Annotated in this window: 34 protein-coding genes; 5 read left to right on the top strand and 29 right to left on the bottom strand. The window is 35.4% G+C overall.

Going from position 1 to position 26,329, the window contains the following annotated elements; all coding sequences use genetic code 11:
* Positions 1–64: 64 nt before the first annotated feature.
* From IJE64_RS07120 to cbiM, 4 genes are read right to left on the bottom strand one after another with little or no spacing between them, the layout of a single operon-like run.
* A complete protein-coding gene (locus IJE64_RS07120) occupies positions 65–898 on the bottom strand; it encodes an ATP-binding cassette domain-containing protein (RefSeq protein WP_292784032.1) in 834 nt (277 codons plus the stop codon).
* On the bottom strand, positions 898–1,590 hold the full coding sequence (gene cbiQ, locus IJE64_RS07125) for a cobalt ECF transporter T component CbiQ (protein WP_292784036.1): 693 nt from the start codon (positions 1,588–1,590) through the stop codon (positions 898–900). Before cbiQ ends, IJE64_RS07120 begins: the two co-directional genes overlap by 1 nt.
* Positions 1,591–1,629: 39 nt before the next feature.
* Entirely contained in the window at positions 1,630–1,917 is a 288-nt protein-coding gene (locus IJE64_RS07130; RefSeq protein WP_292784039.1) for an energy-coupling factor ABC transporter substrate-binding protein, read from the bottom strand.
* A gap of 10 nt (positions 1,918–1,927) precedes the next feature.
* Complete coding sequence (gene cbiM / locus IJE64_RS07135; RefSeq protein WP_292784042.1) at positions 1,928–2,593, bottom strand: cobalt ECF transporter S component CbiM; 666 nt, start codon at positions 2,591–2,593, stop codon at positions 1,928–1,930.
* A gap of 199 nt (positions 2,594–2,792) precedes the next feature.
* On the opposite strand from cbiM, the gene pyrF reads away from it, so the two are divergent.
* Positions 2,793–3,446, top strand: a complete 654-nt coding sequence (gene pyrF, locus IJE64_RS07140) for an orotidine-5'-phosphate decarboxylase (protein ID WP_292784124.1) — start codon at positions 2,793–2,795, stop codon at positions 3,444–3,446.
* A gap of 79 nt (positions 3,447–3,525) precedes the next feature.
* Complete coding sequence (locus tag IJE64_RS07145) at positions 3,526–3,771, top strand: DUF5654 family protein (protein WP_292784045.1); 246 nt, start codon at positions 3,526–3,528, stop codon at positions 3,769–3,771.
* 97 nt (positions 3,772–3,868) lie between these two features.
* On the opposite strand, the gene IJE64_RS07150 is transcribed toward IJE64_RS07145, so the two are convergent.
* The 9 genes from IJE64_RS07150 to IJE64_RS07190 form a co-directional block, all read right to left on the bottom strand.
* On the bottom strand, positions 3,869–4,792 hold the full coding sequence (locus IJE64_RS07150; RefSeq protein ID WP_292784048.1) for a deoxyhypusine synthase: 924 nt from the start codon (positions 4,790–4,792) through the stop codon (positions 3,869–3,871).
* A gap of 15 nt (positions 4,793–4,807) precedes the next feature.
* A complete protein-coding gene (locus IJE64_RS07155) occupies positions 4,808–5,710 on the bottom strand; it encodes a CBS domain-containing protein (protein ID WP_292784051.1) in 903 nt (300 codons plus the stop codon).
* Positions 5,711–5,840: 130 nt separating this feature from the next.
* On the bottom strand, positions 5,841–6,830 hold the full coding sequence (locus tag IJE64_RS07160) for an ATP phosphoribosyltransferase (protein WP_292784054.1): 990 nt from the start codon (positions 6,828–6,830) through the stop codon (positions 5,841–5,843).
* Between the two features lie 72 nt (positions 6,831–6,902).
* Positions 6,903–8,951, bottom strand: coding sequence for a cation-translocating P-type ATPase (locus tag IJE64_RS07165; RefSeq protein ID WP_292784057.1), 2,049 nt, complete (start codon positions 8,949–8,951; stop codon positions 6,903–6,905).
* Between the two features lie 478 nt (positions 8,952–9,429).
* On the bottom strand, positions 9,430–9,558 hold the full coding sequence (locus IJE64_RS07170) for a hypothetical protein (RefSeq protein ID WP_292784060.1): 129 nt from the start codon (positions 9,556–9,558) through the stop codon (positions 9,430–9,432).
* A gap of 7 nt (positions 9,559–9,565) precedes the next feature.
* The gene (locus tag IJE64_RS07175; protein ID WP_292784063.1) at positions 9,566–10,690 is read right to left on the bottom strand and encodes a TIGR04083 family peptide-modifying radical SAM enzyme; all 1,125 of its coding nucleotides are present in this window, start codon (positions 10,688–10,690) and stop codon (positions 9,566–9,568) included.
* A 1-nt stretch (position 10,691) separates the two neighbouring features.
* The gene (locus IJE64_RS07180) at positions 10,692–10,901 is read right to left on the bottom strand and encodes a TIGR04165 family Cys-rich peptide (protein ID WP_292784066.1); all 210 of its coding nucleotides are present in this window, start codon (positions 10,899–10,901) and stop codon (positions 10,692–10,694) included.
* Between the two features lie 71 nt (positions 10,902–10,972).
* Positions 10,973–12,259 carry an O-acetylhomoserine aminocarboxypropyltransferase/cysteine synthase family protein gene (locus IJE64_RS07185; RefSeq protein ID WP_292784069.1) on the bottom strand — a complete coding sequence of 429 codons (1,287 nt, stop codon included), beginning with the start codon at positions 12,257–12,259 and terminating at the stop codon, positions 10,973–10,975.
* Between the two features lie 24 nt (positions 12,260–12,283).
* Positions 12,284–13,432 (bottom strand): aldo/keto reductase, encoded by a 1,149-nt coding sequence (locus IJE64_RS07190; protein ID WP_292784072.1) that lies wholly within the window; start codon positions 13,430–13,432, stop codon positions 12,284–12,286.
* Between the two features lie 84 nt (positions 13,433–13,516).
* Between IJE64_RS07190 and IJE64_RS07195 the strand changes: the two genes are divergently transcribed.
* From IJE64_RS07195 to IJE64_RS07205, 3 genes are read left to right on the top strand one after another with little or no spacing between them, the layout of a single operon-like run.
* Positions 13,517–14,113, top strand: coding sequence for an NAD(P)H-binding protein (locus IJE64_RS07195; RefSeq protein ID WP_292784075.1), 597 nt, complete (start codon positions 13,517–13,519; stop codon positions 14,111–14,113).
* Positions 14,114–15,127, top strand: a complete 1,014-nt coding sequence (locus tag IJE64_RS07200; RefSeq protein ID WP_292784078.1) for a 7-cyano-7-deazaguanine synthase — start codon at positions 14,114–14,116, stop codon at positions 15,125–15,127.
* A gap of 40 nt (positions 15,128–15,167) precedes the next feature.
* Complete coding sequence (locus IJE64_RS07205) at positions 15,168–15,347, top strand: hypothetical protein (RefSeq protein ID WP_292784081.1); 180 nt, start codon at positions 15,168–15,170, stop codon at positions 15,345–15,347.
* Positions 15,348–15,572: 225 nt separating this feature from the next.
* Here IJE64_RS07205 and argH read toward each other — a convergent pair whose 3' ends face one another.
* From argH to thrC, 16 genes are all read right to left on the bottom strand, one after another.
* Positions 15,573–16,958, bottom strand: coding sequence for an argininosuccinate lyase (gene argH, locus IJE64_RS07210; protein WP_394355594.1), 1,386 nt, complete (start codon positions 16,956–16,958; stop codon positions 15,573–15,575).
* A 105-nt stretch (positions 16,959–17,063) separates the two neighbouring features.
* A complete protein-coding gene (locus IJE64_RS07215; protein WP_292784086.1) occupies positions 17,064–17,216 on the bottom strand; it encodes a 30S ribosomal protein S27ae in 153 nt (50 codons plus the stop codon).
* Positions 17,217–17,225: 9 nt separating this feature from the next.
* Positions 17,226–17,546 carry a 30S ribosomal protein S24e gene (locus IJE64_RS07220; RefSeq protein WP_292784089.1) on the bottom strand — a complete coding sequence of 107 codons (321 nt, stop codon included), beginning with the start codon at positions 17,544–17,546 and terminating at the stop codon, positions 17,226–17,228.
* Between the two features lie 19 nt (positions 17,547–17,565).
* Positions 17,566–18,075: a GTP-dependent dephospho-CoA kinase family protein gene (locus IJE64_RS07225; protein ID WP_292784092.1), complete on the bottom strand. Its 510-nt coding sequence runs from the start codon at positions 18,073–18,075 to the stop codon at positions 17,566–17,568.
* Positions 18,076–18,085: 10 nt separating this feature from the next.
* Positions 18,086–18,262, bottom strand: a complete 177-nt coding sequence (spt4, locus tag IJE64_RS07230; RefSeq protein ID WP_292784094.1) for a transcription elongation factor subunit Spt4 — start codon at positions 18,260–18,262, stop codon at positions 18,086–18,088.
* Positions 18,259–18,843 (bottom strand): DNA-directed RNA polymerase, encoded by a 585-nt coding sequence (locus IJE64_RS07235; RefSeq protein WP_292784096.1) that lies wholly within the window; start codon positions 18,841–18,843, stop codon positions 18,259–18,261. The genes spt4 and IJE64_RS07235 overlap by 4 nt, the downstream gene beginning before the upstream one ends.
* 36 nt (positions 18,844–18,879) lie before the next feature.
* Positions 18,880–19,272: a PIN domain-containing protein gene (locus IJE64_RS07240; protein ID WP_292784098.1), complete on the bottom strand. Its 393-nt coding sequence runs from the start codon at positions 19,270–19,272 to the stop codon at positions 18,880–18,882.
* Positions 19,273–19,282: 10 nt separating this feature from the next.
* Positions 19,283–20,497, bottom strand: coding sequence for a translation initiation factor IF-2 subunit gamma (locus IJE64_RS07245; RefSeq protein WP_292784100.1), 1,215 nt, complete (start codon positions 20,495–20,497; stop codon positions 19,283–19,285).
* A gap of 59 nt (positions 20,498–20,556) precedes the next feature.
* Complete coding sequence (locus IJE64_RS07250; RefSeq protein WP_292784102.1) at positions 20,557–20,940, bottom strand: 30S ribosomal protein S6e; 384 nt, start codon at positions 20,938–20,940, stop codon at positions 20,557–20,559.
* A 33-nt stretch (positions 20,941–20,973) separates the two neighbouring features.
* Entirely contained in the window at positions 20,974–22,764 is a 1,791-nt protein-coding gene (infB, locus tag IJE64_RS07255) for a translation initiation factor IF-2 (protein ID WP_292784104.1), read from the bottom strand.
* Positions 22,765–22,801: 37 nt separating this feature from the next.
* Positions 22,802–23,254 carry a nucleoside-diphosphate kinase gene (gene ndk / locus IJE64_RS07260; protein ID WP_292784106.1) on the bottom strand — a complete coding sequence of 151 codons (453 nt, stop codon included), beginning with the start codon at positions 23,252–23,254 and terminating at the stop codon, positions 22,802–22,804.
* The gene (locus IJE64_RS07265; RefSeq protein WP_292608826.1) at positions 23,251–23,412 is read right to left on the bottom strand and encodes a 50S ribosomal protein L24e; all 162 of its coding nucleotides are present in this window, start codon (positions 23,410–23,412) and stop codon (positions 23,251–23,253) included. Before IJE64_RS07265 ends, ndk begins: the two co-directional genes overlap by 4 nt.
* Positions 23,413–23,426: 14 nt before the next feature.
* Complete coding sequence (locus tag IJE64_RS07270; protein WP_116669816.1) at positions 23,427–23,633, bottom strand: 30S ribosomal protein S28e; 207 nt, start codon at positions 23,631–23,633, stop codon at positions 23,427–23,429.
* Between the two features lie 32 nt (positions 23,634–23,665).
* Complete coding sequence (gene rpl7ae, locus IJE64_RS07275; protein WP_292784108.1) at positions 23,666–24,034, bottom strand: 50S ribosomal protein L7Ae; 369 nt, start codon at positions 24,032–24,034, stop codon at positions 23,666–23,668.
* A gap of 465 nt (positions 24,035–24,499) precedes the next feature.
* Entirely contained in the window at positions 24,500–24,700 is a 201-nt protein-coding gene (locus tag IJE64_RS07280; RefSeq protein ID WP_292784110.1) for a histone family protein, read from the bottom strand.
* A 259-nt stretch (positions 24,701–24,959) separates the two neighbouring features.
* Positions 24,960–26,156, bottom strand: a complete 1,197-nt coding sequence (thrC, locus tag IJE64_RS07285; RefSeq protein ID WP_292784112.1) for a threonine synthase — start codon at positions 26,154–26,156, stop codon at positions 24,960–24,962.
* Positions 26,157–26,329: the final 173 nt, after the last annotated feature.

A 26,329-nucleotide genomic window follows, 5' to 3' on the forward strand; every position in this document is an offset into this window, starting at 1 on the left:
TAATAATATAAATGTTTAGTCAAAAATGAAAAAAATAAGAATTAAAAAATTCGTTTAAAAAAAATTAGCCTTTATTTAAAAGTTTCAAAAACTTGTCCTTAGCTTCACCGATAGTCAGAGGATAATCCCCTTCCATATCAAATCCTTCCTCTTCAAGCTGTTGGAATAACTCAGTGACAATAGGAACCTTAAGATTTGCCGTTTCAAGAATGTCAGGCTGTGAAAAAATCTCCTTTGGAGTTCCTTCACCTATCAACAGACCATCAACCAAAACGAAAACTTTAGAAGCGTAATCAGGAACCAAGTCAACTTCATGAGTGGAAATTATGATTGTAATTCCTTCTTCATTAAGTTCCTTCAACAGTTTAGACAAATCAACAACACCCTGAGGGTCAAGACCAGCTGTAGGCTCATCCAAAACCATGACTTCAGGCTTCATTGCAAGAATGCCTGCAATAGCTACTCTTTTCTTTTGACCTCCACTCAAATGATGGGGTGCGGTTTTTTCAAATCCGCTCATGCCAACACGGGCAAGAGCCTCTTCAACCCTATCCTGAACCTCTTCCATTGACAATCCTAAATTAAGAGGTCCGAATGCAACGTCCTCTTCAACTGTTGGTGCGAATATCTGATCATCTGGATTTTGAAATACTATTCCGACTTTTTGCCTGAACTTAAGCAAGGATTTCTTATCGTATTTCAATTCTTCACCATCAATGAAGACCTTACCTTCCTCTGGTTCATAAATACCGTTTAGATGTAAAAATAAGGTTGATTTACCAGCACCGTTCTTTCCTAAAAGTGAGACCATCTCTCCCCTTTCAACCTTTAAGCTGACGCCTTTCAGTGCTTGATATTTTGAGTTATATGAATATTTTATATTTTTAACTTCTAGCATTATTTCCCCTTCCTTGGTTCATAAACCGGTAATTCACCATCATACCCTCTAGAATCAAGAGAATGCTGTAATGTTTCACTTTTATCAAGAGCCCTTAAAAATATTGTACTTGCAAGAGCTCCTAAAGATTTGAAAGATGAAACGTAAGAATGATATCCCAATCTACTGTTCTGGGCTTTTTGCATGGTGTCGATTTCATTCAAGAAAATGAAAATCGTATTATACATCAGAAGACCTATTTCAATCATGATTTTTGGAACTTTCAAACGGCCTAGACAGTGCAAAATTTTTGCAATAGGTGTTGTGAGTGCTAAAAATCCTAGACAAGGCAAGCATCCCATTACCCTCATAAATGTATAAACACCATAATGCCAGGAATCGGTAGTGACTACAATGCCGAATATTCCTGTTTCATAAATGACTTCTCCTTTTCCAAAGAAGAATATTAAAAAGATACATGTTATAACAAGAAATGCCATTGGAAGTGACAGAAATTTCAAATAAGATTTATAGTTAATTTTTGCAATTGCTAAAATGACAATTGACATTACAACAAAAATGAATACATCGAAATACAGATTATCAAGCACTAACGTAACAATCAACAGGACGATTGTTAAAATCAATTTAAAAAAGGGATTTGTTTCAGTTAAAGCATTGTTATGCGCAATATAATCCATATCGAATTTCATAAGATCACTTTAAAAAAAAATAGATATAAAGAAGAAAATCTATTCTTCTTTACCTTGTCCTCTCCAGTAACCGAATGCATAACCAATAATTAGTGCACCTATAGCTGCTTGAAGAGCGAATAATAAACTTTCTATTTCACCACTAGGGGGTTCCCAAATTGATGAAAACCATGGTTTGAAACCTGATTCCTCAATTGCTTCACCAGCTGCATCGTCTGCTCCAGTGAATTTTCCATCATCTTCAGTTAAACCATTATACATTATTAATGGTGCTATAAACAATATAATACAAATAATTGCTAAAATTATTAATGTTGATGTTTTCATTTAAATCACCTTATGCTTCATTAGGAGCTAATGCACCGAGTTTATCTAACAATTTTGGTTTGTATGCTTTTAATCTGTCCCAGATAATTACTGTTAAGATACCTTCACCAATAGCTAATGGTACTTGAGTTACTGCGAAAATAACCAAGAATTTCACTAATGATTCGCTGAAACTAGGAGATGGGAATGCGAATGCTAATTGGAATGAAGTTGCTACATAAGTTAATAAATCTCCTAAAAATGCTGCAAAGAAAATTGCAATGGTAGAAGAAACATTAGCTTTAGTTAAACCTTTGTATACAAGCCATGCGACGATTGGTCCGGTAATACCCATTGAAACAATGTTTGCACCTAAGGTGGTTAAACCTCCGTGAGCGAGTAAAAGTGCTTGGAAGATAAGTACGATAGCTGCTAACACTGCAGTTACTGCAGGACCAAATAATGCTGCACCTAATCCGTTACCACAAGGGTGAGAACAACTTCCAGTAACAGAAGGTAATTTCAAAGATGATAAGATGAACATGAATGCACCACTTACTGCGAGTAAAGCTTTGGATTCAGGGGTTTCATCTACAATTTTCTTAATTTGATAAATACCGTAAGCGACGAATATGATTGCAACGACGAACCATATGATACACCACTCGACAGGTAAATATCCTTCCATAATATGCATAAATAATTTCCTCCAAATAACCTATCAATACAATTTGATAAACTACTCAATAAAAATTTAAATTATAGTTAAATATTATTAAAGTTTTATTGATAATGTTATTATATACCTTATTATATATAAATATTATTAGTAATACACTAAACTAAATTTAGGCAAACCAAATTATTTTATGAAATTAATTGGACAAGAGGATAAGATGAATATCAAAAACAACTTAATTTTAGCACTTGACGTGATGAGCGAAAGTGAAGCAATTGAAATTTGCGAATCAGTTAAAGACTACATTGATACAATAAAAATCGGATACCCGTTAGCGCTTGCTGAAGGACTTGAAATAATTAAAACTTTAAAAGACAAGTTTGGATTCAAGGTGATTTGTGATTTCAAAGTGGCCGACATTGATGCAACAAATGAAAAGATCTGCGATGAAACATTCAAGGCAGGCGCCGATGCAATAATCTGCCATGGATTCGTAGGTTCTGACAGCGTTAAAGCCTGCCTTGACATGGCGAACAAGCACGAAAAGGAATTATTCCTTCTGACAGAAATGTCACATCCTGGAGCCAAAATGTTTCTGCAGAAAAATGCTGATGCCATTGCGCAAATGGGGGTTGACATGGGAATTACAAACTATGTTGCACCTGCCACAAGGCTTGACAGGCTTTCAGATATTCGCCAGATTGTTGGTGAAGATGCATTCATCATCTCACCAGGTGTCGGAAAACAAGGCGGCGACGGTAAAAAAACTCTAGAATATTCCAATGCAATCATAGTTGGACGCAGTATTTATGAATCTGAAAATCCCCAAGAATCATGTAAACAATTAATAGACTCACTCAATTTAAGCTAAACTATTTTATATTAAAAAAATAAAAATATTATTGTTCTTATTATCTCTGAACAGAATTGGTTAAATGGAGGTGAAAAGTATGGCATCTGAAGTAACAAAATTAATCATGGAAACAATCTTAGGATTAATAACAACTGCATTCGCATTCGTTGCAGGTTTAGCATGGAATGACGCAATCCAAAAATTAATTGCAACATTCATGGATGGAGGAAATTCTCTTCCTAATTTATTCATTTATGCTATTGTTGTAACCATAATTGCAGTAATCGTTACTGTATTGCTTGCAAGAGTTGCAGGTAAAATGGGTGTTGAACTCGGAGACTAAACAACTAAAAAGGAATTTCAAATTCCTTTTTAACTTCTTTTTTTAATTAAAACTTTCAAAAACAGTTCCTACAGAGATGTAGGGCATTTAAAATAATTTAATCATTACTGATTTTGTCTAGGGCAGCTGCATAAACCAACGGAAAAATAACTGTAACATCACCAACCACACTGGCAAGACTGGATCCGCATCTTGCTTTAGCCCAGGATTTTGCTTCTTCAAGTGGTGCCCCGCCTAAACTGCCCGCTTCAGGCCTGTCCATTGTGATTTGAATAGCTGCATCCAGGCCACCTTTAATCACGTTTGAAGCTAAAGTGTAATGTTTAGTCAATCCGCCGCCTAAAAGTATCGCTCCAACTTTTTCAGATTCGAAAACTATATCCGACAGATAAGGCATATCTCCAGCGGCACTAACAGTAAAATCATGGTCTTGGGTAAAAATCCATAATTGAAGACCCATCATTGAGTCAATAAGACCTGGCGCAAATATGGGAACGTTATTTCTTGCGGCAGTTGCAACAAATGAGTTTTCATCATCAACTAAAAGACCAATTTCATGAAGCAGTTCCTGAATTGAAATAACCTTCTTTTTACTAGCTATCCTTTCAAATATTTTAGTTATTTCAGTTTCAAATATGGTGAAATCATCAGATCCGACATTAATATCTGCGATTCTACCTATTCCTTCCTCATTCAATTCTTCATCATCCTTTCCTTCATGGCGATAATGAGATCCTCCAAATGCCTCAACAAGGTCATGGGTGATATTTGCTCCACTTGAAACAATTAAGTTGACATGCCCTTCATTAATCATTTTTGTCACGATATTTCTCATGCCACCAGGTATTAAAGGACCGCCCAAACTTAAAAATACATTCATGTCTTCATCTGAAATCATATCAGCCAATATATTACATGCTCGAGCAACTCTTCCTGCACCTAAAACGCCCGATTCATCAAACTGATTAATCAAATCTGATATACTCATATCTTTATCGACATTAATTTGTGTAACTTTCATTGAATCACTTGAAAATTAGTTAGTAATTATCGGGAATTGTTTTAAATTAGTTATGCTGTCAATTAGGTCTGTTCTTGTAACGATTCCAAGCAAAACATTATCATTATCGGCAATTATTAATCTGGAAATTGATTTTTTAAGCATCACTTCAATGGCATTGGCTATTTTCAAATCCTCATTAACGATGACGACATTTGTAGACATTAGCTCTCCAACAGTCTTATCTTCATTGCCATCCGCTATTGCCTGAACCAAATCAGTTACTGTGAATACACCTACAACCTTTCCATCTTTCATTACTGGAGCGCCATCAATCTCATTGGAAGTTAATTTCTTAGCAGCTTCCTTTACAGAGCAATCCATCTTAAAAGAGATTACATCACGACTGGCTATGTCTCCAACTGTCTTTTTGGGAATGCTTCTGATGGTGGTCGTATCAACAAGCAATATATTGTCCATGTCGTCTCGACCAACAATTTCGCCCATCACTCCCAAATTATTTACGGGTGTGGGACCTATCCTGACTGTATCTCCAAGGTTTAAATCTTTAATACTGCCTAAAACCTTAATGGCTGCTTCACATTCACTAGGTTGAGGAACACTTGTAAATTCAATTTTCGCAACGGAAATATCCTCCAATCTTTTTCCATTTTTATAAATAGGAACCTTTGAATCGTTGTCGGAAACCTTAATATTCAAAGAATGATAAGCCTCGATAGTTGGCTTGTATCCGCCTCTAGGGCCTGGCACACCTTTGACTAAACCTAAACTTCTTAAAGATTGCATCTGGTTACGTATTGTGCCGGGATTTCTTCCCATGACCTCAGCTATATCTTCTCCCTTAATTGATTTCCCATTGGAAGACTGATATAAATTAATAAGTGTTTGTAAAATTTCTTTTTGAACAGATGTTAACATGTTAATCCCTGATATATTAATCTAATATATTAACTTATGTTAGAAATACCTTATAAATGTTAACGATTTATCATGATGGATATTCTACAAGTTCTGAACACTGTTTAAAAAAAATAAGAAAATGAAATGATTATTCAACCAACTGTTTTAAATCATTTCTAATAATGGAAGTCGCTTCAAATCCTTTAATAGCATCAACCATTTCAGGAAATTTCGCTTTAGGAATCAAAACGTTAATCTGTGAGAAATCAGAACCTGGAGTTATTGTAGGTTCATCAGCACAAAGTTTATTGTCAATCAAATAATTGGAAACGTCTTCAATTTTGGAGTTTGCAATGTTGAATTTAACATCAAAGTATTTCTTGGCAGTTATGGCTCCCAACAACTGCTCATAAATCATTTGAGCTTTACCGAGTTTTTCTTCACTGCAGCTTCCACTTGCATAAAGCCCCGCTGAAGAATGCAGGATTGTCTCTATTTCCTTCAAACCTGCCTTTCTTAAGCTGCTGCCTGTTTGAGTATTATCCACAATGAAATCAGCACCTTTAGCAATATAAACTTCAGTGGCACCGTCAGAGTTAATGACCTGCACCATCTCATTATCACCATCAGTCAAACCTCTGACCTGGACAAACGGCACTGCGTCGCCGTAAATTTCTTGATATACTTCGTTTTCCATAATGAATTTCCTAGTTAAGTTAGGATATTCAGTGAAACATAATATTGGAGTTTTTCTATCTTTATTTGCTCTGAAAAAGTCTGATAAACTATCATATGGAGCCTCTTTAGGAACCGCAACTATCAAACGGGTTTTTCCATAGTCCAAATCTCCAAGTTTAATTGTGTTTGTTTCTCTTAAAACAGACTCTTCCTTAACCCAATCCTCACCAACAATAGCAATATCGACCATGCCCCTGTTCAACTCCACTGGAGTGGATTGCGGGCGGGTAAGAAAAGCCACAATATCTTCATCGTTTAATATTTCAATTTCGTAAGACTCATCGCCAGGTTCGTATCCTTTAACCTCATAACCTGCATCTACAAACAACTGATGAGTATTTCCTCTTTTCACATTATTTAAACTTCCCTTTGGAAGCCCTAAAATTATTTTCTCGTTCATGTTAATACCTAAAATAAATATTATATTTCAAATTATATAAAGTTTTGACAATGTTCAAAAAAAAAGAAAGAGTTAGTTGTGATAAGCTTCACAACTTTCCCTTGACAAAGCATGTTTGTGGACATGCATATGCTTAATTCCATTTTCAGTCACGATTTCATCAATTATCTTAACACCCTCATGAGAATGAGTGTGTTCTCCGTCGTTGTGGAAGTGATAATGTGAGTGTTCAGTGTGCTCAGTGTCAATTTTTTTAATTGAATCATCGAAATGCCTATCATAAAGCAATGCTGCATTTAATACAACCAAACATGATCCTGCATTGTGAACAATAGCTCCAGTTACAGGATTCAATAGGCCTAAAACAGAACAGACAATAGCTACTGCATTAATTGTCATTGACATTGCAATATTTATTTTAATAGTGAATAATGTGGAATTTGACAGTTTTTTAAGATATGGAATCTTGCCTATATCATCACCCAGAAGCGCAATGTCTGCCGCCTCAATTGCCACATCACTTCCAACTGATCCCATGGCTACACTAACATCAGCTGTTTTAAGTGCTGGCGCATCATTAACACCATCACCAATCATGCAGACCTTTTTACCTTCACTTTTGAGCTTTTCAATCCATGAAAGCTTTTCTTCAGGCAGCAAATTTCCATAGACTTTACCTATTCCAACTTGAGATGCAAAGTAATTAGCAGTTTCTGTGTTATCTCCCGTGAGCAATATGGTTTCAGTTCCCAAATCATGCAGGTTTTCTATCATGTCTTTGGAATCTTCACGTATCACATCAGACAATCCAACCAATCCAATAACTTCGCAATTTAATGCAACGATGATTGAAGCTTTACCCTCATGTTTTAATTTGCTTAACTGAGAGTTAACATTTACATCAATATTGTTTTCTGATAGGAATTTGGAGTTTCCAGCATATACCTGACCATAAGAGTTTTTACATGTAACCCCTTTTCCAGGATACATCTTAAAGTCTTGTGGTTCTTCAATATCAATTTGAGCTTCCTTTGCATTTTTTACAACAGCCTTAGCCAGAGGATGTTCGCTTAATTTCTCACATGACGCAACAACTTTAAGTAATTCCTCACTGGCCAAATCATCTTTCAGGGAGATAACATCAGAAACTTCTAAATTACCGTAAGTTAAGGTTCCAGTCTTATCGAATACTAAAGTATTTAAACCCCCAAGTGTCTCTAGCGCTTCACCGGATTTGATTAAAACACCATATTTTGTTGCTTGACCAATTGCCGCCATGATTGCAGTTGGTGTTGCCAAAATCAATGCGCATGGACAGAATACAACAAGAACTGTTACACCTCTTTCGATATTACCTGTTACAAGCCATGCAACAATTGCAATCAATAATGCAACTGGAACAAGCCATGTTGCCCACTTGTCAGCGATTCTTTGTGTAGGGGCTTGCTTTTCATCAGCTGCTTTTACGAGATCAATTAACTTTTGAAGTGATGAATTTTCACCCAAACTGGTAGCCTTAATGTCAATAGCACCATATAAATTCATGGTTCCACAGAATACCTCATCACCCACCTCCTTATCAATAGGCAAGGATTCGCCTGTCATGATTGATTGGTCAAGTGAAGAAGTACCACTTACAATCTCACCATCGACAGGCACGCTTTCACCTGGAAGAATTCTTAAAGTATCACCAATCTTTATTTCATCAACGGGAATTACTTCTTCAATCCCATTTGTTATTCTTCTTCCGGTCTGTGGAGTTAAATTAATTAAATTTCTCAAACCTTTTTTAGCCCTCTCAACAGTCCAATCTTCTAGGAGAGCCCCCAAGGCCATAATCCATGCGACTTCACCTGCTGCAAATATCTCACCAATTAAAAGTGATGCCACCATAGCTATTGCAATCAAAAGCGCAGATGAAATCCATTTTTCACGAATCAATCTTGTCATTGCCAGAAGCAACATTGGAATACCACTTATTATTACTGTTCCCCATGCAGGGTTCAGGTAAATGGGAGTATCTATTCCAAATATCATAAAAATAACTGCTATTAATAGAAAAATTCCTGAAATAATTGTCATTTTTAGTCCGAATAGGAAGTCAGTTATTTCATCAATCACACAAAACACCTCAAAGTATTACTTTTTTTGAATTTATTTAAATACTCAGTATTACTCAAAAATTTTTTAAAGGAGTTTGCCAAAATTTTGGAAAAACATTTAAAAAAATTAAATTCAGTAACTACCAACAGCCAAAAAGTATTACTTTTTTTGAGTTCATTTATATACTCAGTATTACTATTTATTATTTTGGACTAGGAAGTATATAAAAGTATTACTTTTTTTGAGTTCATTTATATAGTCAGTATTACTCAGAAAAAATTAGTGTAAATTATCTTTTATAATTTAAAATAAATTATTAAAACATTGATTTAATTTCAGTATGATTTAAAAATAGATTAATTGGCTAAAAAATTACAAATAACTCTCTTTTGCTTTGTTATCAAATCTATCACTAGCAAACAGTTTTTATCATAACAATAAATTATGCGAATTTTCAGGGCGCATGAAAAATAAACAATGGGAATAGAATTTGATTCTATTCATCTTCCTTTTGTTTGAAGTTTTGACACTCTTTAACATCCAATAAGAGATGTTCGTGAACTTTGCATACAATCTTGTATTTGTTTCTCAATTCCAAGTGTTCGCAATCATCACAAATCATCATCAACACCTCATTTCATTGCAAGGTCCATTATGCTAAACGGACCACCTTCTTTTCTAGGGGCTGGCGCACCCATTCCAAAAGCGGACTTGGCAAATTCCTTGTTCATCCTTTTTGAAACTTCACTGAATATCATTTTATAGGCAGTGCACTGAGGATCAACCGCTTGAGGTGTCTGATATGCCACTATCGCATTATATGGACATCCTCCCTCACAGTATTTTTTATGCCTGCATCTTTTGCAGTCCTCATCGACGAAATCTCTGAATTCCTGAAGTTTTGCCCATGCATCAGATGTTTTCAAATCATCAAAGCTTGGATTATCTGCAACATTTCCCAAGACATACTCAGGCATTCCAACAAATCTGTAACATGGATAGATTGAACCGTCTGATCCGACTGCCAGTGTGGTCCCAATGCAATCTGCAAAGGTGCAAAGGGTTCCTCTTCTCCTAAGTGAAGACTTGCAGATATGGTCCAGATCCATAATTGAAAACTTATCCAAGTCATAAAGGTACTTGTCTAGCCAGTCAACAAGGAGCTTTCCATGCTCTTCCTGGTCAAGTGCCCAAGGGTCTGCATTGTCCCCTCTAAGTGATGGAAGGGCGGCGTGAATCTTTAGACTCATTTTTTCTCCCTTAAAGAATTCATACAATTCATCTGAGAAATCCTTAGAGTAGTCAGTTACTGTCAAAACGAAGTTGATTATCAATCCTTTGCTTTTGGCTAGCTCGTATTTGCTCATTGTCTTGTCAAAGTAACCGTCTCCTCTCTGATAGTCATTGATTTCCTTTGGTCCGTCAATGCTTGTACTTACAACAACACCGTACTTTACAAACAGGTCAATGAGCTCTTCTGTTAAAAGCCAGATATTGCTTTGAAGGGAAAATCCCTCGAAATTATCCAATTTTGAAAGCCTATCCAAAGCATATTCATAAAAATCATAGCCTGCAAGAAGCGGTTCACCGCCATGGAATGTGAAGTGAACCTTATCATCTCTAAAATCATCCAGCCAATCAATAATCTGGTCGATGATTTCCAAATCCATCATCTCTTTTGTATTTTCTGAACCCCAACAATATTTGCATTTTGATGGACAATTTAGGGTCGGTATAATCATTACATGAAATGTCATTTTAACCGTAAACTTTGTTTAACTCATTTAACAATTGTTTTTTCTCATCAGGTTCCATATCTTCATTTACAAAGAAAACGTAACCGCATTCTTCACATTTAACCGCATTCATTTCTGCATGTGCCCTGTGGTTGTCAAGCAATCTCCTTAAAGCTATCTTATCTTTAGAACCACATTTTGGGCATGGCGCTAAAAGTTCCTCAAGTTTCATATTTTTCACCTACTATACTAGTATATTACATTTTTTATTAGAAAAAATTATTGATTAAAATTAATCAATAATTAAACTTTATCCAAAGCCTGATCCACATCAGCCAGAATATCTTCGATATCCTCAATGCCCACTGAAAATCTAATCAAATCAGGAGTCACACCAGTGGATAACTGCTGCTCTTCTGTCAGCTGAGAGTGAGTGGTTGATGCAGGATGAACAACAAGTGATTTTGCATCACCGATATTAGCTAAAAATGATAACAATTCCACATTCTCTATGAACTTCAAGGCACCGTCATAGCCTGCCTTAAGACCAAACGAAACAATTCCCCCATAACCTTTTTCAGCGTATTTTTTAGCAACTTCATGATTTGGAGAAGACTCCAAACCGGAATAGGTTACCCAAGCAACTTTAGGATGATCTTCCAGATGCTCTGCAACAGCCATTGCATTGGAAGCATGCCTTTCAATCCTCAAGCCTAATGTCTCAAGACCCTGTAAAAGTAAAAATGACCCGAATGGAGAAGGCACGGCACCGGTATCCCTTCCAACGACAGCACGGATTCTTGTTGTAAAAGCGGCACCCTTGAAAGTTTCACCGAATACCAAACCATTATAAGTATCATCAGGCTCTGAAAGGGTAGGGAATTTGCCGTTCATCCAATCAAAATCGCCTTTCTCAATGATAATTCCTCCAAGAGTGGTTCCATGACCTCCAATGTATTTAGTTGCAGATGATGAAATGATATCTGCACCATGGTCAAATGGGCGAACTGAACCGATACCTACAGTATTATCGGCAATCAATGGGATTCCATGTGAATGTGCAATTTCTGAAATCTTGTCAAAGTCAGGGATATCCAACTTCGGATTTCCAATAGATTCAACATATATTGCACGAGTTCTATCGTCAATGGCCTCTTCAAATTCATCGGGGGATTGCGAATCGACAAATGTTACACTACGGCCCAACTCCTCTAAAGTGTTTTCAAATAGCTCGTATGTTCCACCATACAAGTTATCCGCTGATACGATATTGTCTCCCACTTGAGTTAAGTTAATGATTGCATAAAAAATTGCTGACATTCCAGAAGCGGTTGCATATGCTGCAGTTCCGCCTTCAATGGCTGCCATTCTCTTTTCAAATGCTTCAGTAGTTGGATTTGTTAATCTTGTATAAATGTTTCCTCCTTCTTTAAGTGCAAATCTGTTTGCAGCTTGTTCAGGATTATCAAACACATAAGATGTAGTTTGATAAATCGGTGTTACCCTTGAGCCGGTTTCATCAACCTCTTCCTGACCAGCGTGCACACCAATTGTTGATATGTTCTTTTTGTTTTTAATTTCATACGCCATTTTATCACTAATTTTAATTATATTCTAAAATCCAAATAAATCTTGTGCATCCAGCATCACATCTACAATGTGCACCTCAAAAGGGCATCTGAGTTCACATTCCCCGCATGCAATGCATTCAGTTGCATCATATTTTAAGTTATTATAATGTTCCTGAACACTTGCAGGAACTTCATCATGATTTTTTGCAAGGTCAAACAATTTATTTATCATTGCTATGTCGATTCCTGAACTGCATGGCTGGCAATGCCCACAGTAAGTGCATTGACCTTTAAAAGAGTGTTTAGGTGCATTTTTCAATACTTCAGAATAATCCTTCTCTGCTTCACCAGCTTCGCAATACCTTAATGACTCCATAAGCTCGTCTACAGTTTTGACGCCTACAAAAATGCTTGAAACCCCTTTTTGCTCTAAAGCGTAATGTATGCATTGAACAGGAGTTAATGCAACTCCAAATGGGGAAGTTTCATCAGACAATAAATTTCCCCCAGCGAAACCTTTCATTACTGTTAGCGCAGTGCCGTTCTTTTCACACAACTCATAGATTTCTGCTCTTTGGGGATTGATGGAGGACAAATCATTATCAAAAGCATCTTCCTTTCTATACTCCTCAATGTCATCCATCGCTCCAAACATGTCATAAGCGGGATTGATTGAAAACATCAGAAGTTCAATTTCAGGGTTTTCTGCAGCTAAAAGCCCAATATCAGGGTTATGTGTACTTAATCCAATGTGAGCTATTGTCCCCTCACTTTTCAGCTTTCGGACATAATCCATAAATGGGCCGTTCATGATTTCATCATAATCCTCCAGCTGGTCCACATAATGAATCATTCCAAAGTCTAAAGTATCAATCTGAAAGCGTTCCATGAAGTCTTCAAAAGCAGAGATCACCTTGTCCATTTCACGGGTCCTTACATACTGCTCATTTTGCCAAGTTGAACCGATATGTCCCTGAATAATCCAATTGTCACGATTATCTTTTATAGCTTTGCCCAAATGGGAGCGGACATCGGGCTCACTCATCCAGCAGTCAACAAAGTTAATCCCATTATCTTCACAAGCTCTAATTAGCTCTTCAGTGTCTTCATAAGGCCTTTCAACTAAAAATTCGGCCCCGAATGCAATTTCCGATACCTCAATTCCAGTATTTCCCAACTTCCTATATATCATTAGCCAACCTCAAATATAATATTTATAAAAACAATTACTAATATTTATACGAACAAATCTAAAGATAATGATAAAGGTGAAAAAATGAATATTGCAATTATCGGAGCAACCGGGAAATTCGGAAGATTATTTACAGCCAAATTACTTTCAAATCCAAACTACCAGCTAACATTAATATCAAAATCCGCAAGCAGCATCTATGAAGACAGCCACAGAGTAACTGCAAAAAGCATTGATGCCACAAATCAAAAAGACCTCGAAAAGGCTTTGGAAGGACATGATTTGGTATACTGTGCCGTTTCAGGCGTGGATCAGCCAGTCATTGCCAGAAATCTTGTGGAATTAAACGCTAAAAGATTGATTTATATGACCGTTGTCGGAATCTATAACGAATTGGCTGAAGGCAACGGCGACGAATATAATGTGGATAATGAAAAAGAGCAGATTCCAAACAGAAATGCTGTCGACATCATTGAAAAAAGTGACTTGGACTACACAATACTCAGATGCGGTTATCTAATCCATGGCGACGAAGACGAGTATGTACTAACTAAAAAAGGCGAAGCCCCAAAAGGGTATATCTCCACAATGGCATCTGTTGAAAAGATAGCCTTGGAGATTATCGAAGACAACAAAAAGTACTCACGTGAAAGCATTTCAATTACAAAAGATATGAGTTAAATGTATACGAAGGAATTCATTTTAGAGGAAGTCAATGCCATAAGAGATGAGATTGGCCATGAAAAAGTAAACATTTCAATAGAAAAGCTTTACTTTGAAAACAATGAATTATGGATTGTTACTGAAGACCGTCCTGATAAATCAGCCATTATAGGAAAAGGAGGATGGGTGGTTGGAAAGCTTAAAGAGAAATTGGGCCTTTCCAGCATCCATGTTGAATCCTATGGCGATTTTTTAAACAAGGAATATAAGCTCAAGCTATCTAAAAAAACAGTTGATAATCTTGATTTGGATTCAGTTGGTGTTAAAAACCTTAACAAAATAATTGAAGACAAATTGGATAGCATCTACAGTTTTAATTTTGAAAGCTATTTCAGTGAAAACAAATTTGAGGAATCTGAAAATATAGAGGCTGTCGTTGCTCTTTCAGGCGGTGTTGACAGTAGCTTTTCATTGATTTTAGCTAAAAAACTAGGTTTCAATCCAATAGCCATTACAATTGATCCGGGAACAATTATCTTGCCGAACCAGTTCAAGAGAAACATTAAATCATTGACAGAATCATTAGATGTCAACCACGAATACATCAAAACAGATTACTCGGACATCATAAATGAATCATTTACCGGGAAACTTCATCCCTGCGGAAGATGTTCCAAAAATACATCCGAACTTGCTAAGCAATATGCAAAAGAAAGAGAAATTCCAATAATTATCTTCGGTGATATGCTTGCAACCGGCAGCCAATGCATAAATCTGCAAGATGATTCATTATATCGTTTGAACCTTCCAGCAAGTTTAAGCGTTGGCAAACAAGAGATAAAATCCTTAATCAGAAACTATAATTTAAGCGAGTTTAAAGGATTCGGCTGTCCGCTGTTGTATGAAGTACACAGGAAATTCCCGCATATGAAGAAATTTTCAATACAGAGAATTCTAAGGGAAACCCGTTCAGGTGCACTTGAACCCGGCGAGGCACTGGATTTGATTTGGAGTTTTTATAAAACAGATTGAATCCAAAAATTTAAATAATTACTAATGAGAAGTAGATAATATGATGCACAAAATTTGTCCAAGATGCGGATCTAAAAATGTCAAATGGATTATTCCACAGAATTGGTCACAATGGGTATGTTACGATTGTGAATATACTGGACCGATAATAGAAGGAAACCAGGACCTGGCTGATGAAATCCGCGAAAATTATTTAGAATCTAAAAAAGAAGAAGAATAGCTTATTTTAACTTTTTAAACAGTTAATGATTAGGTAATGAGATATTAGGATCTGAGCATTACTTATCAATCACTGATGAACAATCATTAATAAGCTTCCTAGTATCCCCACCAATCACGTTTCAATAATCAATGATTATATCAACAATAACAATATTGTTTCTAGAAGTATATAAAGTTTAGGTATACCTAAATAAATTTTAAAATAAAAAAATATAAGGAACGATTAAATTCCTTTTTTCTCGAATTCCTCATTTAAGAAATTTTTAATATTGTACCTGGCCTCTTCAACCATTTCAGGAGCAGGACCTCCTGGAACGGCTCTGATTTTAACGTTTTCAGCAGGATTTAAAGCTCTTTGAATTAAACCGTCATCCAAGTTCAATTCTTCAAAGCCCAATTCAGAAGCAATGTCATCAATGAATTTGGAGGTAATGTCCTCTTCAACCATTTCATTTGCAGTGGCTTCATTGACAATTCTTCCAACGATTTTATGAGCTGTTCTGAATGGGATTTGCTTTTCACGGACCATGATGTCTGCAAGGTCAGTTGCGGTTGCAAAGTTTTTGCCTGCAAGTTCAGCACACCTATCAACCTTAAACTCAACAGACAACATCATTTTTGTAACGATTGACAATGTTTCACTGGTCACCTTTACCGCATTCCATAAATGAGGAGTTATTTCCTGCAAATCCCTATTATAAGTATATGGAATAGCTTTAAGAATTGTTAGAATAGTTATCAGCTCACCAGTTGCAATGCTGGTTTTGCCTCTTGCGAGCTCTGCTACATCAGGGTTTTTCTTTTGCGGCATAATAGAAGAGGTTGATGAATATTCGTCTGCCATTTCAATAACGCCAAACTCATAAGTGCTCCATAATACCAACTCTTCACAGATTTTTGCAAGAGTTGATGATAGGGACACTAAATCAAAGACTGTTTCTGTGATAAAATCACGTGCTGAAACTCCATCCATAGAGTTTTCCAAATATGCATCAAAACCCAGCAGATTAGTGGTTAATTGCCTATTGATTGGAAAACTAGTGGTTGCCATGGCCGCTGAACCTAACGGGTTTAAATTGACACGTTTATAAGTATCCGCCAAACGTTCATAATCCCTTTTAAGAGCTTGAACATGAGCCATCAAATGATGGGCTATTGTAATTGGCTGGGCATGTTGTAAGTGAGTGAAACCTATGAAAATATCGTCCAAATGCTCACCCGCCATTTCAACTAATCCCTCCATAAATTCCAGAATGCCAATTTGTATATCCTCAATCATCTCGCGAAGAACCAATCTAACGTCACATGCAACCTGGTCATTACGGGATTTTGCGGTATGCATAAAACCAGCTTCAGGACCAATTTTGGAGGTTACATAATTTTCTATTGCCATATGCACGTCCTCAACAGAAGGATCAAACACCAGAGCTTCGTAACCCTCTTCCTTAAGACAATCCAAAGCGCATAAAATCTTATCTGCAATTCCCTCATCGATTATTCCTTCATGTTTCAACATTGAAGTGTGCGCAAAATTAGTTTTGATGTCAGCTTCAAAAAGAAGCATATCAGCTTCAAGAGATGAAGTGTATTCAGCTGCTTCATCAGTCATTCCAGTCTTAAAACGACCATTTCTAATATTATCCAAAGAAATCCCTTCTTAAAAATAATTTAAAAATAAAAATAAATAAAAAAAGAAATTAAGATTTGAAAAATCTTATTTTTTCATTTCGGTGTATCCGCATTTACCGCATGCAAACCTGTCACCATGGTCAGCCATGAATACACCTTCACCACAACGAGGACAAATTGGGTTTTTCCTTTCAATTTTGTCTCCATCTACTTTGTATAAATCAGATTTTCTTACCATTCAAATCACCTATTCTTCTGCATCTGCTTCTTCTTCAGCAGGTTCTTCTTCAGGTTCTGCATTTTTAGCTAAAATATGTTCAGCTTCAATGTATTTTAAATCATCGACTGTGTCATAGACTTTAGCATAACCTAATGCTCTAGGTTCACCGTAGTGTGGTTGTACATTGTCGACTACGATTAAATCTTTTTGTGTATTTAATAAAGCAACTAATTTTGATTTAATATCTAAAACTTTAGGAGTTGCTTCACCATCATAATCAACATAAAATTTAATTTCTTTTCTGTTAAATAATTTATTTTCTTTTTCTTCGATAAATTCGATTTCCATGATTAAACCTCAATTTAATTTATTCTTTAATAAATCCGTCAATAAGCTTTTGAGCTTTATCTTTTAAATCAGATGCCTTTAAAAGCACCAATCCTTCATTTGGCTGACCATACAAAATGGTAGTTTCAGGATTTGTCATAATGATGCAAGGAAGAACTGCAAGATCTTCTTCCCCTAATACTTCAATTACATAACATTCGCCAGTGTTAGATAATTCAAGAGCTTGGCCTATGGTTTCCCATAGATCATCTGTAATGCATCCTGCAGGATTATCTGCTTTTAAAATATGATCTGCACGTATAACGTCATGAGTATGATTTTTTCTTTGAATTAAGTTATCAATAATACCAATATTTGGATATAATTCATATTTAGTAAGATTTGAGAAAGTCTCATCACCTACAGAAATTAAAAACTCAGAAGATTTTATATCATCAATCGCATCTTCAAAGTCAGGATATAATTTGCCTAACGGTTTTTTAAGCTCAGCTATTATATCTTTATTTAATTCTGCATCTAATCTTAACACAAAAAACCCTCTATCTTACTCTTAAACAATATTCTCCCGGAATTTCAATATTCAATTCACGAGCTAATTCAGATTCTTCCGGATCTGTAATAATCAAAAGACCACTCCAGTTATCAGAAGTTGGACTTCCGCAACTAGGGCATTGATCTTTATCTGAAATCATTTTACAAACTGTACATGCTTTCATTGTTTACCCTTCTTACCTTTTTCTTTAGCTTCTTCAATCCATTCGAATCTACCTAAATTGGATTGTCTCATAGTAAGAGGAATCTTTGAATTCCTATTATTCTCAATATTATTAGTAGATTCATCTTTAATTGAAACACTAACTGCTCTAGCTCTTACTAAGTCGCCTTCATCCAAGGTTTTATTAGATTCCTTTGCAATTAATGCTCCTCTTTTAGCATCATAACTAATATAATCATCAGTTACTTGAGAAACATGTATTAGACCGTCCATAGGTCCGATTCTTACAAAAGCACCATAATCAACAATATCAATTACTTCACCATCAAATATTTCATGTTGTTCAGGTTTAAAGAATATTGCTTCAAATACAACATTGTGATATGAAGCTCCATCACCCATAATGAGTCTACCTTCACTAATTTCATCAATATCGTTGACACAGATAAGTAAACCTAGTTTTTTATCTAAACGACCCTCATAAGTTTCGTTTAAAGTTTCGATAGCGACTTCTTCAAGAGGTTTTTCAAATTTGTAAGGTGGAATTCTTACAGTATCCTCAATTTTTGTTTTATAATACAAAATAATCCCTCATTTAATTAATAAGTTTAATTAATATTATATTTTTCCTTCAACAGCAATATATTTTTTTTGCCTCAAATATGCAACAGTTATTCCTTTGTTTTTTGCACGATTTTTTAATTCAATATCATTTGTAGCTAAAACTTCTGAAACTCTAAGTAACGCATCATCCACAGTTTCATTTTCCAATAATGAAATATCCTTTATTTCAATTTTTGAAGAATTAGCTAACTTCAAAGCCAAATTTGCATTTAACCTTGTTTTTCCTTTATTATTTTTTTTCAAACCCTTCAATTCATTGATAACAAAGCTTGGAGTAGTTAATTTATAAGAAGGTAATAATTTTTCAAGTTCAGCGATAATATCCACATTGAACTGAAAAGGAACCATAAAAAAATTGGTATCTATTACAACTTCTTTAGAGTCCATTATTTGCCCTCTATTTAATAATACCGTAACCTATTAATCTCCAACGAGCTCCAACTCTACGACTTAAAGCAACCCTATCGCCTGCACTTGCACAAACAGGCAACTTAAGAGTAACATCAACATTATTCTTTTTAGCTGCTGTGACAACACCAATAGTTGTTGTAGTGCCACAATTTATCATAAGTGGCTCTTTTATCTTGATTGGAGCGACATCACGTTCTTCCTTAGTACCTACAACACGGTCAAGTAGATTAGCTTCCATACTAAAAGCATCTAAAACCTCAGGCAATGTATCTTCTTCACCGGCAACAGTACCGGATAAAGAATCTGACTTAGTTAAAGATGGATCTAGTTTAGTTGCAATACCGACAAGTCCACCAGGACCAATCTCTTCAACTTGTTCCCCATTAGCTTCAAGGCCGATAATTTCAGATTTCAAAGTGATTCTTTCACCATTATTGGAAGGACCTGGCCTTATTTCAATGGTATCTCCAAGTTTGAAGGTACCCTGAACTAAAGTTCCGCCAATAACTCCTCCTTTAATTTTATCGGCACCAGAACCCGGTTTATTGATATCAAATGACCTTGCTACATGCATCAATGCAGTATCATCAATATTCCTTTCTGGAGGTTGAATTTGTTTAAGCATTGTTTCGATTAATATATCTACATTAGCACCCTGTTGAGCAGATACTGGTATTATTAAAGCATCTTCAGCACAAGTACCTTTAACAAATTCTCTTATTTCATTATAACTTTCAATAGCTCTTTCTTTTGAAACAATATCAATTTTATTTTGAACTACTATAACATCCTTAACGCCAATAACATCGAGCGCCATAAGATGTTCTTTAGTTTGTGGTTGTGGACAAGACTCATTTGCAGCAATTACTAACACTGCACCATCCATAATTGCAGCACCAGATAACATAGTTGCCATAAGAGTTTCGTGACCCGGAGCATCAACAAAAGATACTTTCCTAATTAATTCAGTTTCACTCCCACAGATTTCACAGGTTTCAGAAGTAGTATAGCATTCGGGTTCATCGCAGTTAGGACATTTCCTAAATTCAATGTCCGCATAACCCAAACGAATTGAAATACCTCTTTTTGTTTCCTCACTGTGAGTATCAGTCCATATTCCTGATAATGCTTTAGTAAGAGTAGTCTTACCATGGTCTACATGACCAACTAAACCTATGTTAACATCTGACTGTACGTTCACAGATAACCACCTTTTTAATAATTTTATTAACTTAAAGTAAAATGAGAAAAATAGTTAAACTATTCTTCCTCTTCTTCACCAGCACCAAGAATATCAGCTATTGATTTGCTTCCAGCTTTTGTAACTACAGTGTTGATTTGTACAATATCTTCAGCAATAGTGTTTCCTCTTACGGTTTTTCTCCTTTTAACACCATCTGCTTTAGGATGATAACCAATACCACCAGTTAATAAACTTTTAATTCTTCTAGTACCGGAAACATCTTTTTTCATAGTAAAACCGTTTTTATCACTACCACCAGTAATTTTTAAAGTGTAACCGTCTAAACCAACAATTCCACCATCAAATTCATCACCGATGACTAATCCGTTTAAGGCTTTAGTTTCATCGAGTTCAACTTGATAAGATTCAGCTTTTTCAGACACAACTACTTTGAATGCCATGGTATTCCTCCTTAATTTTTTTAACCCAATTTATTATTCAAAAAGACCAAATTTACCCCAATCTGGATCTTGTTTACGTTTAATCTCTAAAAATTCATATAAAGTTTCAAATTCATCTTCTGTTAATTTATCCTTAAATTCTCTTTCAATGAACTTATAATGCTTTTCAGGCACATCAATGTACAATTCATCTCCTTCATCGAAATGTTTACCTACAATAGCATCTTTAATAGCCATAGCAACCCTCTGACCTCTGGAAATATCAGGTAAAGTTTCACCTTTATCTTCCATACTTGCTATTACACCAACATATTCTCCGTTTTTATTGATTAATGTTTGGCCTTGTTTGATTGTACCGCTAATGGATTCGATTCCAACAATGGCCGGTTTGCTTTGACGGAAAACAAGTTTTGGTAAAGCCATGAATTTTGCAGGCTTGATAATGGCATCGTAAAATGCTTTCTTCTTAGCTTGTTCAATTTCATCAATCCAAGCTTGATAATCCTCAATAATCTGATAAATCACATCGCCTTTAAAGAGCTTAACATCGGAATTATTAAGGTCATCTAAGGAATTAGGATGAACATCAACATTAAAAGCAATGATTGCACCATGTGCATCATTTTCATTTAAAGCAATGGATGAATTAATGATATCCCTACGATTCACATCACCAATATTTGCTTCACGAATAGGAATTTCCAATTCTCTCAATAATTTGACAATAGCCTCAAGAGAACCTAATGTATCGGCTTTAACTAAAATTCCTTCATCTTCAGTGGATATTGTGATATCTTCAATTTCCTTCAAGATTTCTTCTTCAACATTCTCATCATCACTTAAAACCCTAAGCGGTGAACCGGAAACAACATCATCTAAATTAGGAGCTGCAACCTTAATACCTGCAGCTGCGACAACTTCATCAAATTTCTGAAATTTCTTTTTAGAATCTCTCATTTCTTCGAGAGGAAGCGGTCTTAAAATAGATCTGATTTTTGTTGTTAAAACTTCATTTGAAGAAGTCATTAAAGCTATTTCATCATTAGTTCGCAAAACACCATCATAAATAATGCTATCAATTGTAAGACCTAATCCTACTTCTTCCTTAATTTCCAGTACAGTACCTTTAGCAGGAGCATCCTCATTAATTTCTAGCTGTTCAGTTAAATATTCCTGAGCTAAACCTAAAAGCATGGCTAGAACTTCAATAATTCCTTCACCAGATTTCGCGCTGATAGGAATGATGGTAATTTGTGAAGCGAAGTCGCTTACCCTATCAAACCTTTCAGATTGGAAACCTTCCTTGTGGAGTGTACCTACAATTTCATAAACCTTAAGGTCCAATTCTTGTTGAACACTTGGAGCTTGCTTTGAAAAAGATTCCTTAAAGGAAGCGCCCTCATGTGTTTCCCAACCAAAAATCATGTCGATCTTGTTAGCTACCACAATGAAAGGAGTCTTATACATCTTAAGAATATTTAACGCTTCAAAGGTTTGCGGCTTAAAGCCTTCATTAACGTCCAAAATCAATACTGCCAAATCTGCTAAAGCCCCACCACGTTTTCTTAAGCTAGTGAAAGCGGCGTGACCTGGAGTATCAATAAAGAACAATCCTGGAATTAAATCTTTGATAGTTAATCTTGATATGAAGTTTCCACAGATTTCTTCAATAGTATCGTTTGGGATTTCTGTAGCACCGATATGTTGGGTAATACCTCCAGCTTCCCTATCCGCTATGGTACTGCCCCTAATATAATCTAGCAACGTTGTTTTTCCATGGTCTACATGACCTAAAACCGATACGATTGGGGATCTGATTTTCATAGTATCTTTTTATTATAATAAATTCCTAATTTTAAATCTATTCGTAAATTAAATCATTGTCAACGATTTTGTAATCGCAAATTTCATCTTCATTAAAGAAAAGAGCAATTTCTCTTTCTGCAGATTCAGGAGCATCTGAAGCATGAATAATATTTCTTCCTGTATTCATACCGAAATCTCCTCTGATAGTTCCAAGATCTGCTTCTAAAGGATTGGTTGCACCAACTAATTTCCTGATAGTAGTAATGGCTTCTTCCCCTTCAATTACCATAGCTAATGATGGTGATGAAGTGATGTATTCTACTAAACTTGGGAAAAATGGTTTTTCAGCGTGTTCCCCATAATGAGTTTTTGCTAAATCTTCATCAATCTGAATTAATTTACAAGCAACGATTTGAAGACCTTTTTCTTCAAAACGAGATAATATTTTACCCATAAGACGTCTTTGAACAGCGTCTGGTTTCATCATTACAAAACTTTTTTGAATCATTCTTTAACCCATTTAACTTTTCTTGGAACTCTTCCGAGTTTAATCATATTTTTTTCACATTTACTGCTACAAAAGAAATATATTGATCCATCTTTTTTAACGTACATTTTTCCTGTACCTTCTTCAATTTCTTTACTACAGAATGAACAAGTTCTCATGTTGTTACACCTTCTTATGGAGTCTTAATTTCCTTAGCTTCTCTAATTGTATCAAGTAACATTAAGATGTCGCCTTCCCTTACAGGACCCATAATGTTTCTTGTTAAAATTCTTCCTTTATCTCTACCATCGAGGATTCTGCATTTAATCTGCATTACCTCACCAGTCATACCAGTTCTTTTTAAAACTTCAATGACTTCAGCAGGAGTTCCTTCTTCCATGTTATCACCGTGAATTCATTAAAAGAATTTATCTATTCTTTTAACTCTGCAACTTTTTCAACGATATCAGCAACAGCAGCTTCAGCATCACCAGCATCAACAATACATGCAGATGCGGTACCTACGGTTAAACCAGCAGCTCCACCAACTTGTTCTTTGGTAGGTAAGTATACGTAAGGAATTTCTTTTTCATCAGCTAATACAGGAATGTGTGCAACGATTTCAGCAGGATCAACATCTTCTGCGATAACAACTAATGCTGCATCTCCTCTTTCGATGAATTTGGTTACTTCGTTAGTACCTTTTGCTACTTTACCAGTAGATTGTGCGGTTTCTAATGCTTCTTCAGCTTGTTTAGCTAATTCTTCAGGTGTGTCAAATTTTACATAAATGTTTGCCATAAAATATACCTCCTTTTTCATCTGGCTATGCCATCCATCGGCAGATATTATAATTCTTTTGAATCATAATATAATGTAATTATATATAGTTATATTATTTTTTAACTATAGAAATTACTCAAATTATTCAATAAATGAATAATTTAATATAGTTTTTAATAATACTAATTCTTGAATAATTCATATATCACTAAATATAATCCCGAATAAAAAAACAAGAGGGATTAGACTTTCAATACAAATACTTCTGAATTTCATATAATTTTTAGCAAAACTAAAAATAAAAATTTAGTAATTAATGAAATAATTCTAGAGAACTAGACAATAATAAATTAGTTCGCATAGTATATAAATGTTTTTAAAAATAGGTTAAAATAAGAAATATCAGAACAAAAATAAGAAAATAATTTACAAAAAGTGTAAAAGAGATAGTAATAAATTACTATCTATGCATAATCAACAAATCTATTTGATTGCTAATTTTACATCTTCAGCTTTTACAGTTTTTCTACCAGCGTGACGAGCAAATCCTACAGCTTTTGCAGCGATTTCATTACCGTAGTCTTCGATAGCTTCGGTTAATGCAATTTTTGCGTCATCACTTACTCTTTGTGCACCAGCATTTTTTAAGATTCTTCCTACAGGAGCAATTGGTAATTCACTCATAAATTTCACCTCATTATTTTGTTAATAAATAATTTTAATTTGCTTATATATAAATATATTGGTTTAATAGTGTTAAATTTAGAAGATTTCACCACTATAAAGCAAATTATTATAACCTAAAAGGTGCAAGTATTATCTTTGGAAATGTTTTTACTACAATAGTTTAATTAAAAAAAGTGTTAATTTAGTTTGAAATATTGAAAAATGAAAAGAAAAATTGAAAATAAATAATAAAAATAAGATTTAGAAAAAGCCAATCTTATTTATTCATGAGTATTTCCCTTAAAGTGTCAATATCTGCGTCCACCTGTGTTGGTTGAGTACAAGCGTCAATAGCAGTGTTTGGATCTTTAAGCAAATGACCAGTAACAACACATGTTATGGTTTCACCCTTATCTATGACACCTTCAGCCACAAGCTTTTTAAGACCTGCAATTGAAGCTGCAGAAGCAGGCTCAACACCGATACCCTCAGTTCTTGCAAGTAACTTTTGGGCGTCCAAGATCTCATCATCGGTTACTGTTTCGGAATATCCATCTGAATCATAAATTGCATTCAATGCTTTAATATCGCTTACAGGAGCGCCAATACGGATTGCAGTAGCAATGGTTTCCGGATTTTCAACAGGCACAACCCTTTTATCTCCTTTTTTAAATGCATTTGTGACAGGGCATGCGCCTTCTGCCTGAATACCTGTCATCATCGGCAAATCTTCAATAAATCCTGCATCATGAAACTCCTTTACACCTTTCCAGATTGCAGAAATGTTTCCTGCATTGCCCACAGGCAAAACAATTCTATCAGGAGCTTGCCATCCCAAATCACGGACAATCTCATAACCGATTGTCTTTTGTCCTTCCAACCTGTATGGATTTATGGAATTCAATAAATAAAGATGTTTTTCCAATGCAAGAGCAGTCATCGCTTCTAAAGCTTCATCAAAGTTTCCATTGATGGACATTACTTCAGCACCATGGAACATTGCCTGGGCCAATTTTCCCAATGCGACTTTTCCTGAAGGTAAAAATACGATGCATCTTAAACCGGCGCGAGCGGCATAAGCAGATAATGAAGCGGAAGTGTTTCCAGTAGAGGCACAACCAACAGTGTGAACACCCAATTCCATAGCTTTGGTCATTCCAACAGTCATTCCCCTGTCCTTAAAACTGCCGGTTGGATTAGAGCCTTCCACCTTAACATAGAGGTTTACGCCTAGCTCCTCTCCTAACTTGTCGCATTTGCAGAATGGAGTTCCACCTTCATCAAGAGAAACAATCTTATTCTCATCGACTGGAATGCATTCCTTAAATTTCCATAAATTATCTCTTCTACCGTCAAATGTATCTTTAGAAACATCAATTTCATTGACGAGCTCAAGTACTGATTCACACTTTTCACATGTGTAGATTACTTCATCGTCATCATATTCTTGTCCACATGAAACACATCTTATCATAAAATCACAATATTATTTTTTAAATTATTTATTTGAACCACCTCACCTTATGAAGGCGAGGATTCCTAGATTTTTCTTCACTTAATGGGACAATTAAGTATTTTTCTAGGCAAACCCCGATGAACCAGCGGTTTAACAATTAATTAAAATCAATACTATTTTTAATTTATTGA

Origin of the sequence: Methanobrevibacter sp., assembly GCF_017409525.1 — an archaeon.
Lineage (GTDB): Archaea > Methanobacteriota > Methanobacteria > Methanobacteriales > Methanobacteriaceae > Methanocatella.

Excerpts from the sequence above, each read along its gene's own strand:
- IJE64_RS07120 (WP_292784032.1), bottom strand. The coding sequence starts at position 898 with ATGCTAGAAGTTAAAAATATAAAATATTCATATAACTCAAAATATCAA.
- cbiQ (WP_292784036.1), bottom strand. The coding sequence starts at position 1,590 with ATGAAATTCGATATGGATTATATTGCGCATAACAATGCTTTAACTGAA.
- IJE64_RS07130 (WP_292784039.1), bottom strand. The coding sequence starts at position 1,917 with ATGAAAACATCAACATTAATAATTTTAGCAATTATTTGTATTATATTG.
- cbiM (WP_292784042.1), bottom strand. The coding sequence starts at position 2,593 with ATGCATATTATGGAAGGATATTTACCTGTCGAGTGGTGTATCATATGG.
- pyrF (WP_292784124.1), top strand. The coding sequence starts at position 2,793 with ATGAATATCAAAAACAACTTAATTTTAGCACTTGACGTGATGAGCGAA.
- IJE64_RS07145 (WP_292784045.1), top strand. The coding sequence starts at position 3,526 with ATGGCATCTGAAGTAACAAAATTAATCATGGAAACAATCTTAGGATTA.
- IJE64_RS07150 (WP_292784048.1), bottom strand. The coding sequence starts at position 4,792 with ATGAAAGTTACACAAATTAATGTCGATAAAGATATGAGTATATCAGAT.
- IJE64_RS07155 (WP_292784051.1), bottom strand. The coding sequence starts at position 5,710 with ATGTTAACATCTGTTCAAAAAGAAATTTTACAAACACTTATTAATTTA.
- IJE64_RS07160 (WP_292784054.1), bottom strand. The coding sequence starts at position 6,830 with ATGAACGAGAAAATAATTTTAGGGCTTCCAAAGGGAAGTTTAAATAAT.
- IJE64_RS07170 (WP_292784060.1), bottom strand. The coding sequence starts at position 9,558 with ATGATGATTTGTGATGATTGCGAACACTTGGAATTGAGAAACAAATAC.
- IJE64_RS07175 (WP_292784063.1), bottom strand. The coding sequence starts at position 10,690 with ATGACATTTCATGTAATGATTATACCGACCCTAAATTGTCCATCAAAA.
- IJE64_RS07180 (WP_292784066.1), bottom strand. The coding sequence starts at position 10,901 with ATGAAACTTGAGGAACTTTTAGCGCCATGCCCAAAATGTGGTTCTAAA.
- IJE64_RS07185 (WP_292784069.1), bottom strand. The coding sequence starts at position 12,259 with ATGGCGTATGAAATTAAAAACAAAAAGAACATATCAACAATTGGTGTG.
- IJE64_RS07190 (WP_292784072.1), bottom strand. The coding sequence starts at position 13,432 with ATGATATATAGGAAGTTGGGAAATACTGGAATTGAGGTATCGGAAATT.
- IJE64_RS07195 (WP_292784075.1), top strand. The coding sequence starts at position 13,517 with ATGAATATTGCAATTATCGGAGCAACCGGGAAATTCGGAAGATTATTT.
- IJE64_RS07200 (WP_292784078.1), top strand. The coding sequence starts at position 14,114 with ATGTATACGAAGGAATTCATTTTAGAGGAAGTCAATGCCATAAGAGAT.
- IJE64_RS07205 (WP_292784081.1), top strand. The coding sequence starts at position 15,168 with ATGATGCACAAAATTTGTCCAAGATGCGGATCTAAAAATGTCAAATGG.
- argH (WP_394355594.1), bottom strand. The coding sequence starts at position 16,958 with ATGACTGATGAAGCAGCTGAATACACTTCATCTCTTGAAGCTGATATG.
- IJE64_RS07215 (WP_292784086.1), bottom strand. The coding sequence starts at position 17,216 with ATGGTAAGAAAATCTGATTTATACAAAGTAGATGGAGACAAAATTGAA.
- IJE64_RS07220 (WP_292784089.1), bottom strand. The coding sequence starts at position 17,546 with ATGGAAATCGAATTTATCGAAGAAAAAGAAAATAAATTATTTAACAGA.
- spt4 (WP_292784094.1), bottom strand. The coding sequence starts at position 18,262 with ATGAAAGCATGTACAGTTTGTAAAATGATTTCAGATAAAGATCAATGC.
- IJE64_RS07240 (WP_292784098.1), bottom strand. The coding sequence starts at position 19,272 with ATGGACTCTAAAGAAGTTGTAATAGATACCAATTTTTTTATGGTTCCT.
- IJE64_RS07250 (WP_292784102.1), bottom strand. The coding sequence starts at position 20,940 with ATGGCATTCAAAGTAGTTGTGTCTGAAAAAGCTGAATCTTATCAAGTT.
- infB (WP_292784104.1), bottom strand. The coding sequence starts at position 22,764 with ATGAAAATCAGATCCCCAATCGTATCGGTTTTAGGTCATGTAGACCAT.
- ndk (WP_292784106.1), bottom strand. The coding sequence starts at position 23,254 with ATGATTCAAAAAAGTTTTGTAATGATGAAACCAGACGCTGTTCAAAGA.
- IJE64_RS07265 (WP_292608826.1), bottom strand. The coding sequence starts at position 23,412 with ATGAGAACTTGTTCATTCTGTAGTAAAGAAATTGAAGAAGGTACAGGA.
- IJE64_RS07270 (WP_116669816.1), bottom strand. The coding sequence starts at position 23,633 with ATGGAAGAAGGAACTCCTGCTGAAGTCATTGAAGTTTTAAAAAGAACT.
- rpl7ae (WP_292784108.1), bottom strand. The coding sequence starts at position 24,034 with ATGGCAAACATTTATGTAAAATTTGACACACCTGAAGAATTAGCTAAA.
- IJE64_RS07280 (WP_292784110.1), bottom strand. The coding sequence starts at position 24,700 with ATGAGTGAATTACCAATTGCTCCTGTAGGAAGAATCTTAAAAAATGCT.
- thrC (WP_292784112.1), bottom strand. The coding sequence starts at position 26,156 with ATGATAAGATGTGTTTCATGTGGACAAGAATATGATGACGATGAAGTA.